Below are 13,601 nucleotides of genomic sequence, written 5' to 3' on the forward strand. Positions count from 1 at the left end.
TCCGCTCCACCTCCGTCGCTCCACCCCGTCGGCATTTCGGCGGCTCGGGGACCCGTCGCTAGGGTGCTCCGGTGATCGTCACAGCGCTTCTCGTCAGTCATGACGGGGCGCGGTGGCTCCCAGCAGTCCTGACCGGTCTGAGCGGGCAGACCCTCCCGGTGGACCGTGTCGTGGCCGTCGACACCACGAGCCGTGACGACAGCGTCGCCCTCCTCCGTGACGCCCTCGGCGAGCAGGCCGTCGTCGACGTGGTGCCCGGGTCGACCAGCTACCCCGCCGCGGTGCGCCACGGCCTGGACCTGGCGCCGCCCTCCGAGGCGTCGGGCGACGACGAGTGGGTCTGGCTGCTCCACGACGACAGCAACCCTGCTCCGACGGCGCTCGCCGAGCTCCTCGACGCTGCCCGGGAGCACCCGACGGTGGCCATCCTCGGCCCCAAGCTGCGCGAGTGGCCCTCGCTGCGCCGCCTCCTCGAGGTCGGCCTCACGATCACCGGCACCGGACACCGCGAGACCGGTCTGGAGCGCGGCGAGTACGACCAGGGCCAGCACGACGAGGTGCGCGAGGTGCTCGCGGTCAACACCGCCGGCATGCTCGTGCGGCGGTCCGTGCTCGAGTCCCTGGGCGGGCTCGACGAGGACCTGCCCATCTTCGGCAACGACATCGACTTCGGCTGGCGCGCCGCGCTGGCCGGTCACCGCACCCTCGTCGTGCCGCAGGCCGTGGTCTTCCACGCCGAGGCCGCGCACCGCGGGATCCGGCGTACGCCCCTCACCGGGCGCCACACGCACTACCAGGAGCGCCGCGCCGCCCTCCTCACGTCGCTCGCCAACGTGTCCTCGCGCGGGTTCGCCTGGCAGTACGTCCGGCTCTTCCTCGGCTCGCTGCTGCGCGTGGTCGGCTTCCTCGCCGTGCGCTCGGTGGGGGAGGCGCTGGACGAGCTCGCGGCAGCGCTGTCCGTGCACGGACGCCCTCGGCAGCTCCTCGCCGCGCGACGCGAGCGGGCCCGGTTGCGGCAGGGCGACCCCGCCGACGTACGGCGCCTGCTCGCCCCGTGGTGGCTGCCCTACCGCCACGGCCTCGACTTCGTCACCGACCTCGTCTCCGCCGCGACCAATCAGGCCTCCGACGTCGCCGAGCGGCGCCGCATCGCCCGGGCGGAGTCCGCGCCGGGAGGTGGACCGGCCGCGCGCGACGAGCGCCGCGGTGCCGGCACGTCGAACGACGACGAGGACGCCTACCTCACCGACACCGGCTTCGTCGCCCGCTTCTTCACCAACCCGGTCGCCGTGGTGCTGGCGCTCTTCGGCGTGCTGGCGGTGCTCGGCGCGCGCGAGGCCTTCGGGACGATCACCGGCGGCGCGCTGTCACCGGTGCCCGACGCCGCGGCGGACTGGTGGCGGCTGCACGTGTCGAGCTGGCACCCGCTCGGCACCGGCACCGACGTGCCGGCCCCGGCCTACGTGCTGCCGTTCGCGCTCGCCGCCTCCGTCCTGCTCGGGAACACCGGTGCCGTCGTCTCCGGCCTCATGCTGCTCGCGGTCCCCGTAGCGGCGTGGGGCGCGTGGCGCCTGCTGAAGGTGGTGGGGCGGCTCGTCGACCCGCTGGGGCTGCCGCGGTGGCTGGTGGTGTGGGGCGCGCTGACCTACGCCCTCGTCCCGGTCACCGCCGGAGCCTGGAGCGAGGGCCGCTTCGGGACGGTCGCGGTCGCCGCGCTGCTGCCCTGGACCGCGCACGCCGCACTCGGCTTCGTCGACCCGGACCGCGACCGACGCTGGCGCGCCGCCTGGCGCACGGCCGTGCTCCTGGCCCTCGGCGCCGCGTTCGTGCCCGGCTTCTGGCTCTTCGCCCTGCTCGCGACCGCGGTCGTGCTCGGATCGGCGGCCGTCATCGCCCCGCGCCTGCTGCGCGAGCGCGACAGCTGGGGCCCGCCGGTGGTCGCCGTGGCCGCGACACCCGTGCTGCTCGCGCCCTGGCTGCTGCCGCTGCTCACCACCGGCTCCGGGGCCGGGCTGCTGCTGGAGGCGGGACGCCTCACCGTCGACCAGGTGACCTTCGGCGGCCTCGTGACCGGCCGGCTGAACGACCTCGGTGCGCCGGGGTGGCTCGGGGCAGTGCTCGGCCTGCTGGCCGTCGCGGCCCTCATCCCGCGGAGCACGCGGGTGCCGGTGCTCATCTGCTGGCTGGTCGCGCTGGCGGCCGCCGTCGTCTCCGGCGTGCTGTCGCACGTGACCCTCGACCTCCCGTCCGTGACCACCCGGCCGAGCCTCGGACTCTTCGTGGTGATCCTCCAGGGCACCTGGGTCGTGGCGGTCGTGCTCGGGGCCGACGCCTACCTGCGGCGCCTCGCCGACCACCACCCGTGGTGGCAGCGCGGTCTCGCCGTCGCGCTCGCCGTGGTGGCCGCGGCCGTGCCCCTCGGCGGCCTCGGCTGGTGGCTGACCGCCGAGCAGGACGACGTCCTGGCCCGCGACGCCGAGCAGTCCGTCCCGGTCTACATGCAGCAGAGCTCGCTGCTCGGCCAGGAGCACGGTGTGCTGGTGCTGTCGGGGTCCGTGGACGACGGCGTCACCTACCGCATCCGCCGCGACGACGGCACGACGGTGGGGGAGGACGAGATCCTCACCCTGGCCGACGAGGACGCCGGGCTGACCAGCGACGTGCGCGACCTGGTGTCCGCGCCGACGCCCACCGTGGTGGCCGACCTGGGGGCACGCGGCGTGGAGTACGTCGTCCTCGCCTCGCCCGCCGACGGTCGGATCTCCTCGCTGCTCGATGCGACCGCCGGGCTCGAGCAGGCGAGCGCCGAGGACCGCACCACCCGCGCCTGGCGTGTCGACCGGCCCCTCGACCCGGCGTCCCTCGACGGTCCGAGCCCGTGGTGGCGCACGGCGCTGCTCGTCGTGCAGGGCCTCGCCGTCGTGCTCGCGCTCGTGCTCGCCGCCCCGACCGTCCGACAGCGCCGGGAGGGGGACCGCGATGCCTGAGCCCACAGAAGGGGGTCGCCGTCGCGCGGCCGAGACCACCCGCACCCGCCCGTCGCCGGTGACGATCCTCGCCGTGCTCATCCCGCTGCTCACCGTCGCGGCCCTCGCGCTGGTGCGACCGGCCGAGCAGGCGCCGTCGTCCTTCGCCCCCACCGAGGCACCCCTCGACCGCGTCACCGCCGTCTGCCCTGCGCGCCTGCCCGGCGCCGACGAGGTCCGCATGGGGACCACGGCGCTGGCCTCGGGCGAGCTGGCGCTACGCGTGGGACGCCGGGAGGACACGCAGGAGCTGTCCGGGGGCGTCGCGTCCCGCACCGAGCGGCAGTACGTCGTGGTCAACGGCAGCGGCGAGCTGGCCCCGGGGCTCGTCGCATCGCGGTCCGGCGGCGGCTCGGCGACCGGGTGCGACCAGCCGACGCCCGAGCGGTGGTTCACCGGCGTCGGTGCGTCGGCCGAGCACACCTCCACGCTCACCCTCATCAACCCCGACCGCGGTCCCGCGGTCGCCGACGTCACCGTCTGGGACGGCAGCGGGCTCGTCGACGTGCCCGCGCTCCGCGGCGTCCGCGTGCCGGGCGGCCGGTCCACCTCCTTCGACCTCTCGGACGTCGTGCCCAACCGCGACGCGCTGGCCGTGCGGGTCGCCGTCTCGCGCGGCCGGCTCGCGTCCAGCGTGGTCGACGTGGTCGACCCGGTCGGGCGCGACCGCCCGGTCCGCGAGTGGCTCCCCGCGCAGTCCGCGCCCGCCGCGACGTCGTACGTCGCCGGGATCGGCACGAGCGCCGCCGACCGTGTGCTCACGCTGGCCAACCCCGGTGACAGCGAGGTGCGGGTCGCGCTCGAGCTGGTCAGCGAGGAGAGCGAGTTCGCCCCGTCGGGGGTCGAGGAGGTGAGCCTCGACCCGGCGACCGTCACCGAGGTCGACCTCAGCGGCGTGCTGCGCGGGCGCAACCTGCAGGGCGTGCAGGCGCTCCGGCTCGAGGCGACCGGGCCGGTCACCGCCACGCTCCGCACCCGGACCGCGACCGACCTCGCGCTGACGTCGGCGGGGTCGTCGGTCGAGGGCGACGCAGCCGTCGCCCTGCCCGCCGGGGCCAAGCGCGTCGTCGTCACCGGCGCGACCGCGCCGGGCGTGGTGGTGCTCCGGGCCTGGGACTCCAATGGCGACGCGGTGGTCCGCGAGCGCCGTGTCGAGGTCGACCCCTCCACGGCGGCGCGCATCCGGGTGCCCGACGAGGCGGTGCTCGCCCAGCTGGGCGTGGAGCGCACCAGCGCGGTCCTGTCCGTCGAGGTCAGCGACAGCGGACTCTCGGTCCTCCCGCTCGCGCAGCTCGGGACGACCAGCGAGGTCGCGGACGTGCGTCCCGCCCAGCGGTAGGCCGGACGCTAGTCGGCGTACCTCTCGTCGACCTGGCCCGGCGTGAGGTTGAGCAGCTCGGCCAGCTGCTCCACCACGACGGTGTGCACCATGGCCTCGAGCTCGTCGCGCGAGGTCGACCGGTGCTCGATCGGGCGGCGGAAGATGACCAGCCGGGTCGGCTCCTGCCCCTTGCCGCGCACCAGCGACGACAGCGGAACGGTCTCGTCGGGCCAGTCGTCGGGGAGCATCGGCGCGTCCTCGACGGCGTACTCCACCAGCCCGAGGTGGCTCTGCCACCGCTCGTCCAGCGGGGTCACCACGTCGAGCACCAGCTGGTCGAAGCGCTGCCGCGCGGTCCGCAGTGCCGGCGTGCCCGGTCGCTCGGGCAGCACGCCCGGTCCGCGCATGCCGCGGCCCCGCCTGTCCCGCGTCCGGCGCCTCGCCTCGCCCGCCTCGATGTCCACGCCGCGAGCCTAAGCGCCCCGCGTGTGTCCGGCGGGTAGCGTCGGCGCCGTGAGCCTTGCCCGTCGTTGTTCGCGGACGGCGTGTGGCCGTCCTGCGGTCAACACGCTGACCTACGTCTACGCCGACCAGACCGCCGTCCTGGGGCCGTTGGCGACGTACGCCGAGCCGCACGCCTACGACCTCTGCGAGGTGCACAGCGAGCGGCTGTCGGCCCCGCGCGGGTGGGAGGTGCTCCGCCTGGCGCCCGACCCCAAGGCCCAGGGGCCGAGCAGCGACGACCTGCTGGCGCTGGCCGACGCGGTCCGCGAGGCGGCCCGCCCCGCCCCGGCGCCGGTGCCGCTGCACTCCACCGACGACCCGACCCGCGGCTCCAAGCGCGGTCACCTGCGGGTCCTCGCGCCCACTGACTGACGGTGCCCGGCACCCCCTAGGATCATCGGCGTGAACATCGACCAGCAGCTGCTGAGCATCATCGTCTGCCCGGCCTGCCACGGCGAGCTCGCACCCACGACCTCCGGTGGTGGCGACGAGCTCGTGTGCCAGGGGTGCGGCAACGCCTACCCGGTCCGCGACGACATCCCGGTGCTGCTGGTCGACGAGGCCCGCAAGCCCGCCTGACGACGCTTCCGCCCGACGACCCCGAGGAGCTGGCCGTGGCGACCTGGTTCGACGAGGCCCGGCTGGACGACGCCGGGGTGCTGGAGACGGTCGACCTCCGGCTGCGCACGCTCGCTGAGAGCGGTGCGCGCGTGCGTCGGGAGGCCCACGAGTCCGCTGAGGCGACCGCCGAGGCCATCGCGCGGGGTCGTGACGAGGCCCGGCCACGGGCGGTGATCGCGGCCGGCCCCGACTCCCGTCTGCTCCGCGCCGTGCTCGAGCCGTGGTGCCCGGTGCCGTTCGTGGCGTGGCCCAACCCCGGCCTGCCCGGGTGGGCGGGAGCCCTCGATCTCGTCGTCATGCTCGCGCCCGAGGGCAACGACCACGGGTCGGCGTCGGCCGTCGCCGAAGCCGTACGCCGCGGCGCCCAGGTGGTGGTCGCGTGCCCCGAGCGCTCGCTCGTGGGGGAGCACGCCGCCGGTCGGCACGTGACGTTGCTGCCGACCGTGACGGGCGACCAGCTCGCGACGGCGGTCGTCGTGCTCGACTACCTCGCGCACGTCCACCTCGGCCCCCAGGCCGACGCCGAGTCGGTCGCGGCCTCGCTCGACCGGGTCGCCGAGGACTGCTCGCCGCACCGCGACCTCGCCGTCAACCCCGCCAAGATGCTGGCCATCGCGATGGCCGATACCAACCCGCTCGTCTGGGGCGGCTCCGTCCTGGCGGCCCGGGCGGCCCGCCGGCTCGCCGAGTCGCTGCGTCGTACGACCGGCCGGTCCGCGCTCGCCGGCGACGCGGAGCACCTGCTCCCGGTCATCGAGGCCACCCGGCCCCACGACGTCTTCGCCGACCCGTTCGCCGACGAGCCCGGCGACCTCCGACCGCTGCTGCTCATCCTCGACGACCGGTCCGACGACCCGGTCGTGCGCGAGCAGACGGGCACGTTGAAGGCCGCCGCCGCGCGCCACGGCGTACGGGTCGAGGTGCTCGAGACCGACGCCGACGCCGAGGTCGCGCGCTACGCCTCGCTGCTGCTCACCGGCACCTACGCCGCGGAGTACCTCCGCGTCGGGCTCGTCGAGGACTAGCCTCGGCGCTCAGCGCACCTGCGGGCCCGAGTGCACGTGGACGTGGAGGTGCTTGGAGTCCTGGTAGGTGCCGAGGTTGGTCAGCACTGCGGCCGCGCCGTGCTTCTCCTCGACCTCACGCGCGAGCCGCTGGACGACCCCGAGGAGCGCTCGGACGTCGGCCTCGTCGCCCGGCCCGATCGTGGTGAACGAGGCGATGTGCCGCTTGGGCACCGCCACGAGGTGGACCTGCCAGAACGGCCGTGTGTGGTGGTAGGCGAGAACCAGGTCGTCCTCGTTCACGACCTCCAGCGGGACGGCACGGGGGATCGCCACGTCGCAGTAGAAGTCGTCGCCCGTGTAGGCGCTCGTGTCGTTCATCGAGACATCCTCGCAGCGGATCAACACAGACAGTTCGTGGAGATTTTGAGTCATCAGGTGACTCGGATCTTCCACGATCAGCGCGTCGCGCGCTTCCCGGCGGCGATCAGGTCGAGCACGTCGTCGGTCGGGCGCACGTCGCCGTAGGAGCGGTGGACGACGTGGAGGGTGGCGTTGTGGTCCTGGTCGCGCATGGCGGCGCACGCGTCGGCGACCAGGATGACGCGCAGCCCGGCGGTGCTCGCGTCGCGCACTGTGTGCTCGACGCACACGTTGGTGACCGTGCCCGTGACGACCAGCGTGTCGACGTCGCGGGCCGCGAGGAGGTCGGGGAGGTCGGAGGAGCCGGGGGACCAGGCGCTGCGTGCGGTCTTCTCGACGACGAGGTCGTCCGGGGCGACCGCGAGCGAGGGGTCCGGCCGCGACCTGGGTGGACCGTCGCCGCCCGAGCGGGCGTAGCGCTCGGCCACCTCGTCACCGAAGAACTCCCGGTCCTTGGCGCTCGGCGGTGCGTAGCCCGGCACCACCCACGCCACGACGCCGCCCGCCGAGCGGAGCGCAGCGGCCAGGAGGTTGACCCGCGGCACCACACCGCGGACGTACGCCGACTCGCGGACGAAGAACGGCACGATGTCGACCACGACCAGTGCCGTGCGTCGCGGGTCGAGGTGCTCGAAGGCGTGGCGGCGGCCCCGGCGGTCCTCGTGCCTCTCGAGCTCCCGCTCCTCGACGAACCAGTCGTGGTCGGCGGTGTCGACGGGCGAGGTCATCTGCCGAGGCTAGTGTCCGGGCATGTCACGTCCCGTCATCCGCGAGATGCGCGTCGCGGCATCGACTGCTTCGTCATCCTTCGTGGTGACACCGTCGCCGGCTTCGCGGCGACCAGCGGGTCCGAGCTGAAGCACGCCGGCGTGGCCGTCGAGGAATGGGGGAGCGGCCGTTCCTGAAGCAGATCGACCGGAAACCGACCTAGCGTGGACCCGTGACGACGTACACGACCCGGCTCCTCGCCCCCGACACGTGGGACGACTTCGCGGCGCTGGTCGAGGCGAACAACGGCGTGTGGGGCGGGTGCTGGTGCATGGGCTTCCATCCAGAGGGCTTGGGCGGCACGTCAGAGGAGCACCGGGCGGCGAAGGAGAAGCACACGCGCGAGGGCACGGTGCACCAGGTCCTCGTCTACGACGGTGACCAGGCGGTGGGGTGGTGCCAGTTCGGCAGCCCGGCGGAACTCCCGCACATCAAGAACCCGAAGGCCTACGAGAAGGACCTCGAGGAGCTGCCGCGTTGGCGGATCGGGTGCATCTTCACCGGCAGCAAGCACCGCGAGCGGGGCGTGGCCCGCGCAGCGGTCACCGCTGTCCTCGAGGAGATCAGGCAGCGCGGCGGGGGAGTCGTGGAGGCATATCCCGAGCAGGTCGTCGACCGGAAGCCGCAGCGCGGGGCCTACCTCCACACCGGGCCGGAGTCGCTCTACGAGGATCTCGGCTTCGCCCGCGACCGCCAGATCGCGAAGTGGCGCTGGGTGGTGCGGCTGGAGGTGGGGGCCTTCGGTCCGCCAGGGCAGTCAGACCCGCGCCGGCTGCGGTGAGCCCCGTCGTGGCGACGTACACCTCGACGGCGGCGCCGTACGTCGCGCACGGCGCCGATAGGCTGGCCCGGCCACACCTCACGTGTCCCACGACCCCGAAGGATCGCCCATGGCCGGCGGACTGTTCGCCCTCCTCGACGACGTCGCCGCCCTCGCGCGCATCGCAGCAGCCAGCGTGGACGATGTCGGCGCCGCCGCTGGTCGGGCGAGCATGAAGGCCGCGGGGGTGGTGGTCGACGACACCGCCGTCACCCCGCAGTACCTCCACGGGTCCCCGGCCGCTCGCGAGCTGCCGATCATCAAGAAGATCGCGATCGGCTCGCTGCGCAACAAGCTCCTCTTCATCCTGCCCGCCGCGGTGCTGCTGGGGCAGTTCCTGCCGCAGCTCCTGCCCGTGATCCTGATCTTCGGCGGTGGCTTCCTCGCCTACGAGGGAGCCCACAAGGTCTGGGAGAAGGTCCGAGGCCACGAGCCCGTGGCAGAGGAGGCGGAGGGACAGCTCACCAGCACGGGTGAGCTGAGTCCCGAGCACGAGGCGAAGACGGTTGCCGGTGCCATCCGCACCGACTTCATCCTGAGCGCCGAGATCATGGTCATCGCGCTGAAGGAGGTCGTCAGCTCCGACCCCGACGCCAGCATCTGGATGCGCGCCATCGTCCTCGCAGCCGTCGCCGTGCTGATCACGGTCCTCGTCTACGGCGTCGTCGCGCTGATCGTGAAGATGGACGACGTAGGCCTCCACCTCGCGGAGAAGCCCTCGAAGGGCTCACAGCGACTCGGCCTCGCCCTGGTCTCCGCGATGCCGCGCCTGCTCACGGCGATCTCGCTCATCGGCACGCTCGCCATGCTGTGGGTCGGTGGCCACATCTTCCTGGTCAGCCTCTACGAGATCGGCGGCCACGACGGGCTGCTCGAGGGTACGGCGGTCGGCGACGCGCTGCACGCGCCGTACGACCTCATCCACCACTGGGAAGAAGAGGTGCACCAGGCAGTGGGCGGGGCTCTCGGCTCCATCCTCGGCTGGCTGCTCAACACGGTCCTGTCCGGGCTCGTCGGACTGGTGGTGGGCGGGATCGTCCTGGCAGTCCTCCACGCCTTCGGGATCGGCGGCGGGCACGGTTCGGGCCACGCCGACGAGCACGGTGACGGGCACGCCGACGAGCCCTCCGACGAGCAGGCCACCAAGCGCGTCGACCCGCCCGCCGAGGATTCCCCGAATCGCTGACGAGCGTCCTACCCTCTTCTGGTCCGCGCGGGAGATCCCGACGACGCACAGATGTGCGGCGCAGACGGCTCCACCACACCAGGAGACAACCGATGGACTTCAACGTCGCCGACCTCAACCTCGCTGCCTACGGCCGCAAGGAGATCGAGCTCGCCGAGCACGAGATGCCGGGCCTGATGGCCATGCGCGAGCGCTACGGCAAGGAGCAGCCCCTCAAGGGTGCGCGCATCGCCGGCTCGCTGCACATGACGATCCAGACCGCCGTGCTGATCGAGACGCTCGCGGCCCTCGGCGCTGACATCCGCTGGGCCACCTGCAACATCTTCTCCACCCAGGACCACGCGGCCGCCGCGGTCGTCGTCGGGCCCCCGTCGAAGGGCGGCACGCCCGAGGACCCGCAGGGCGTCCCGGTCTTCGCCTGGAAGGGCGAGACCCTCGCCGAGTACTGGGACGAGGCGGAGAAGGTCTTCGACTTCGCCGAGGGCGGCCCCAACATGCTGCTCGACGACGGCGGCGACATCACGATGCTGCTGCACCTCGGCGTCGAGTACGAGAAGGCCGGTGCCGTGCCGTCGCAGGACTCCACCGACAACGAGGAGTTCAAGGAGGTGCTGCGCGTCCTGGCCCGTTCGCTCGAGTCCGACCCGCAGCGCTGGACCCGGCGCGCGCCGCTGGTCAAGGGCGTCTCCGAGGAGACCACGACCGGTGTGCTGCGCCTCTACGAGCGGTTCAAGGAGGGCACCCTCCTCTTCCCGGCGATCAACGTCAACGACTCGGTCACGAAGTCCAAGTTCGACAACAAGTACGGCTGCCGCCATTCGCTGGTCGACGGCATCAACCGTGCCACCGACGTGATGATCGGCGGCAAGGTCGCGGTCGTCTGCGGCTACGGCGACGTCGGCAAGGGCTCCGCGGAGTCGCTGCGCGGCCAGGGTGCCCGCGTCATCGTCACCGAGATCGACCCCATCTGCGCGCTGCAGGCCGCGATGGACGGCTACGAGGTCAAGCGCCTCGAGTCGGTCGTCGAGACCGCCGACATCTTCATCACCACGACGGGCAACTTCGACATCATCACCGTCGAGCACTTCCACAAGATGAAGCACCAGGCGATCGTCGGGAACATCGGCCACTTCGACAACGAGATCAACATGGCCGGCCTGGCCAAGATCCCCGGCATCGTCAAGGACGAGATCAAGCCGCAGGTCCACCAGTGGATCTTCCCGTCCGAGGACGGCAAGCCCGGCAAGAAGGTCATCGTGCTGTCCGAGGGCCGCCTGCTCAACCTGGGCAACGCCACCGGGCACCCGTCGTTCGTGATGTCGAACTCCTTCACCAACCAGGTGCTGGCCCAGATCGAGCTGTTCGCCAAGGCCGACGACTACGAGCTGGGCGTGCACGTGCTGCCCAAGCACCTCGACGAGGAGGTCGCCCGGCTGCACCTCGACGCCCTCGGCGTCGAGCTGACCGAGCTCACCAAGGAGCAGGCCGCCTACCTCGGCGTCCCGGTGGAGGGCCCCTTCAAGTCCGACCACTACCGCTACTGAGCGGCACCGGCGTTCCGCTGAGGTCGGTCATGGCGCCCCAATAGACTGGCGCCATGACCGACCTCGCCGAACCCGCACGCGGCAGCGTGCTCGTCGTCGACGACGACGCCTCCCTGGCGGAGATGCTCTCCATCGTGCTTCGCCAGGAGGGGTTCGACAGCCGCATCGTGGGCCGGGGTGACGTGGCCCTCGACGCGTTCCGCGACTACCGGCCCGACCTGGTGCTGCTCGACCTGATGCTCCCCGGCAAGGACGGCATCGACGTCTGCAAGGAGATCCGCGCCGAGTCGGGCGTGCCGATCGTGATGCTCACCGCCAAGGGCGACACCGTCGACGTGGTCGTCGGCCTGGAGTCCGGCGCCGACGACTACATCGTCAAGCCGTTCAAGCCCAAGGAGCTCATTGCCCGCGTCCGTGCGCGCGTGCGCCGCAACGACGTCACGCCCGACGAGGGCCTGACCATCGGCGACGTGTCGATCGACGTGGCCGGCCACTCCGTGACGCGCGGGGACGAGGCGATCAACCTGACCCCGCTCGAGTTCGACCTGCTCGTGTGCCTGGCCCGCAAGCCGTGGCAGGTCTTCACCCGCGAGGTGCTCCTCGAGCAGGTCTGGGGCTACCGGCACAGTGCCGACACCCGGCTGGTCAACGTGCACGTCCAGCGCCTGCGCTCCAAGGTGGAGCACGACCCCGAGAACCCGGAGGTCGTCGTGACGGTGCGCGGCGTGGGCTACAAGGCCGGCAAGTCCTAGGGGTCCACGGGTGAGCATGCGCGACCGGCTCCCACCGGTGATGCGGCACGGGCCCGCCTTCTGGCGGCGCTCGGTGCAGGCGCGTGTCGTGGTCAGCACGGTCCTGCTCTCGGCGGCGGTCGTGGGCATCGTGGGCTGGTTCCTCATCCAGCAGACCCGCGAGGGGCTGCTCGACCACCGGGTCGAGGCCGTCGTGCAGGAGGCCGAGAGCGAGACCGAGGCGGCCCGGGCGGCGCTGGCTGCGGCGTTCGGTGTCGATGTCGACGAGTCGGCCCAGCAGCAGGCCCTCGTCGAGCCGCTCCAGACGCGGGGCGCCACCGCCGGCTTCGCCGTCGTGCTGTCCCCGCCGATCGACGAGGGGGTGCGCCTGGCCGACGGTGGTGCGAAGTTCACCGAGGGCCTCGAGCTCTCCAGCGTGCCGGAGTCCATGCAGGCGCGCTTCGACTCGCTCTCCCCGACGGCGTGGACCTACACCGACATCCAGACCAGCCGGCCGATCCAGGGCCTGCCCGAGGGGCCCGGCATCGTCGTCGGCAGCCAGGTCCGCCTGCCCGCCGACGACAACACCTACACGCTCTACTTCCTCTACCCCCTGGCCGAGCAGCAGGAGACGCTCGCCCTGGTCTCGCGGGCGATGCTCATCGCCGGCGTGCCGCTGCTGCTGCTCGTGGCCGGCCTCACCTGGCTGGTGACCCGGCAGGTGGTGACCCCCATCCGGATGGCCCGTCGCGTGGCCGAACGCCTCGCCGCCGGGCAGCTGCAGGAGCGGCTCCGCGTCACCGGCGAGGACGACCTGGCCCGCCTGGCCACGTCGTTCAACCAGATGGCGTCCAACCTCCAGAAGCAGATCCGCCAGCTCGAGGAGCTCAGCCGGCTGCAGCGCCGCTTCGTCTCCGACGTGTCCCACGAGCTGCGCACCCCCATCACGACCGTGCGGATGGCCAGCGACGTCATCCACGACGCCAAGCCCTTCCTCGACCCGGTGACCGGTCGCGCCGCCGAGCTGCTGCAGAAGGAGCTCGATCGCTTCGAGACGCTGCTGGCCGACCTGCTCGAGATCAGCCGCTTCGACGCGGGCGCCGCCGTGCTCGAGACCGAGGACGTGGACCTCCTCGACGTGGCCCGCCGCGTGGTCGACATGACGTCGGCGCTCGCCGCCCAGCGCGACACCCGCGTGGTGCTGCACGACCCCGGTACGCCCTGCGTCGCGGAGGCCGACGTACGCCGCGTGGAGCGGATCGTGCGCAACCTCGTCACCAACGCCATCGACCACGCCGAGAGCCGCGACGTCGAGATCTTCGTCGGCGCCGACCTCCAGTCGGCCGCGATCGCGGTGCGTGACCACGGCGTGGGGCTCGGGCCGGGGGAGTCGGCGATGGTCTTCAACCGGTTCTGGCGCGCCGACCCGGCCCGGGCCCGCACCAGCGGCGGCACCGGCCTCGGCCTGTCCATCTCGCTGGAGGACACCCACCTGCACGGCGGCTGGCTCCAGGCGTGGGGCCGCCCCGGCGAGGGCGCCCAGTTCCGGCTCACCCTGCCCCGCCAGCTCGGCACCCAGCTGCGCCACTCGCCGCTGCCGCTCGTGCCGGTCGACGCCCGGGAGACGGCGTGAAACGCCTGCTCGCACCAGTG

At 72.8% G+C, this 13,601-nt stretch carries 13 protein-coding genes; 10 read left to right on the forward strand and 3 right to left on the reverse strand.

All coding sequences use genetic code 11. From position 1 onward, the window contains the following. Window positions 1-71 precede the first annotated feature (71 nt). Both HOO61_RS09470 and HOO61_RS09475 read left to right on the forward strand, forming a co-directional pair. Window positions 72-2,987 (forward strand): glycosyltransferase family 2 protein, encoded by a 2,916-nt coding sequence (locus HOO61_RS09470; protein WP_172258469.1) that lies wholly within the window; start codon window positions 72-74, stop codon window positions 2,985-2,987. Beyond that, window positions 2,980-4,365, forward strand: coding sequence for a DUF5719 family protein (locus tag HOO61_RS09475; RefSeq protein WP_172258470.1), 1,386 nt, complete (start codon window positions 2,980-2,982; stop codon window positions 4,363-4,365). Before HOO61_RS09470 ends, HOO61_RS09475 begins: the two co-directional genes overlap by 8 nt. An 8-nt stretch (window positions 4,366-4,373) precedes the next feature. On the opposite strand, the gene HOO61_RS09480 is transcribed toward HOO61_RS09475, so the two are convergent. Next, window positions 4,374-4,811, reverse strand: a complete 438-nt coding sequence (locus HOO61_RS09480) for a metallopeptidase family protein (RefSeq protein WP_367650102.1) — start codon at window positions 4,809-4,811, stop codon at window positions 4,374-4,376. 49 nt (window positions 4,812-4,860) lie between these two features. On the opposite strand from HOO61_RS09480, the gene HOO61_RS09485 reads away from it, so the two are divergent. The 3 genes from HOO61_RS09485 to HOO61_RS09495 are packed head-to-tail and all read left to right on the forward strand — an operon-like array spanning window position 4,861 to window position 6,497. Next, entirely contained in the window at window positions 4,861-5,223 is a 363-nt protein-coding gene (locus tag HOO61_RS09485; RefSeq protein ID WP_172258471.1) for a DUF3499 domain-containing protein, read from the forward strand. 36 nt (window positions 5,224-5,259) lie between these two features. Next, window positions 5,260-5,430 (forward strand): Trm112 family protein, encoded by a 171-nt coding sequence (locus tag HOO61_RS09490; protein ID WP_367650132.1) that lies wholly within the window; start codon window positions 5,260-5,262, stop codon window positions 5,428-5,430. 35 nt (window positions 5,431-5,465) lie between these two features. Continuing rightward, entirely contained in the window at window positions 5,466-6,497 is a 1,032-nt protein-coding gene (locus tag HOO61_RS09495) for an SIS domain-containing protein (protein WP_172258473.1), read from the forward strand. 9 nt (window positions 6,498-6,506) lie between these two features. Here the strand turns inward: HOO61_RS09495 and HOO61_RS09500 are convergent, their stop codons facing one another. Beyond that, window positions 6,507-6,857: an HIT domain-containing protein gene (locus HOO61_RS09500; RefSeq protein WP_172258474.1), complete on the reverse strand. Its 351-nt coding sequence runs from the start codon at window positions 6,855-6,857 to the stop codon at window positions 6,507-6,509. Window positions 6,858-6,934: 77 nt separating this feature from the next. Continuing rightward, the gene (locus HOO61_RS09505; protein WP_172258475.1) at window positions 6,935-7,627 is read right to left on the reverse strand and encodes an isochorismatase family cysteine hydrolase; all 693 of its coding nucleotides are present in this window, start codon (window positions 7,625-7,627) and stop codon (window positions 6,935-6,937) included. A 212-nt stretch (window positions 7,628-7,839) separates the two neighbouring features. Between HOO61_RS09505 and HOO61_RS09510 the strand changes: the two genes are divergently transcribed. The 5 genes from HOO61_RS09510 (at window position 7,840) to mtrB (ending at window position 13,581) form a co-directional block, all read left to right on the forward strand. Further along, on the forward strand, window positions 7,840-8,448 hold the full coding sequence (locus HOO61_RS09510) for a GNAT family N-acetyltransferase (protein ID WP_367650103.1): 609 nt from the start codon (window positions 7,840-7,842) through the stop codon (window positions 8,446-8,448). 109 nt (window positions 8,449-8,557) lie between these two features. Next, complete coding sequence (locus HOO61_RS09515) at window positions 8,558-9,673, forward strand: DUF808 domain-containing protein (protein ID WP_172258476.1); 1,116 nt, start codon at window positions 8,558-8,560, stop codon at window positions 9,671-9,673. A gap of 92 nt (window positions 9,674-9,765) precedes the next feature. Continuing rightward, entirely contained in the window at window positions 9,766-11,217 is a 1,452-nt protein-coding gene (gene ahcY / locus HOO61_RS09520) for an adenosylhomocysteinase (RefSeq protein ID WP_216658764.1), read from the forward strand. A gap of 53 nt (window positions 11,218-11,270) precedes the next feature. Then, window positions 11,271-11,969: an MtrAB system response regulator MtrA gene (gene mtrA / locus HOO61_RS09525; RefSeq protein WP_172258477.1), complete on the forward strand. Its 699-nt coding sequence runs from the start codon at window positions 11,271-11,273 to the stop codon at window positions 11,967-11,969. A gap of 16 nt (window positions 11,970-11,985) precedes the next feature. Next, window positions 11,986-13,581, forward strand: a complete 1,596-nt coding sequence (mtrB, locus tag HOO61_RS09530) for an MtrAB system histidine kinase MtrB (RefSeq protein WP_172258830.1) — start codon at window positions 11,986-11,988, stop codon at window positions 13,579-13,581. The last annotated feature ends 20 nt before the right edge of the window (window positions 13,582-13,601 follow it).

The sequence above is a fragment of the Nocardioides sp. zg-1230 genome (genome assembly GCF_013155335.1).
Taxonomy (GTDB): Bacteria; Actinomycetota; Actinomycetes; order Propionibacteriales; family Nocardioidaceae; genus Nocardioides.

Coding starts and splice junctions, on each gene's coding strand:
- HOO61_RS09475 (WP_172258470.1), top strand. CDS start 2,980: ATGCCTGAGCCCACAGAAGGGGGTCGCCGTCGCGCGGCCGAGACCACC.
- HOO61_RS09515 (WP_172258476.1), top strand. CDS start 8,558: ATGGCCGGCGGACTGTTCGCCCTCCTCGACGACGTCGCCGCCCTCGCG.
- mtrB (WP_172258830.1), top strand. CDS start 11,986: ATGCGCGACCGGCTCCCACCGGTGATGCGGCACGGGCCCGCCTTCTGG.
- ahcY (WP_216658764.1), top strand. CDS start 9,766: ATGGACTTCAACGTCGCCGACCTCAACCTCGCTGCCTACGGCCGCAAG.
- HOO61_RS09505 (WP_172258475.1), bottom strand. CDS start 7,627: ATGACCTCGCCCGTCGACACCGCCGACCACGACTGGTTCGTCGAGGAG.
- mtrA (WP_172258477.1), top strand. CDS start 11,271: ATGACCGACCTCGCCGAACCCGCACGCGGCAGCGTGCTCGTCGTCGAC.
- HOO61_RS09500 (WP_172258474.1), bottom strand. CDS start 6,857: ATGAACGACACGAGCGCCTACACGGGCGACGACTTCTACTGCGACGTG.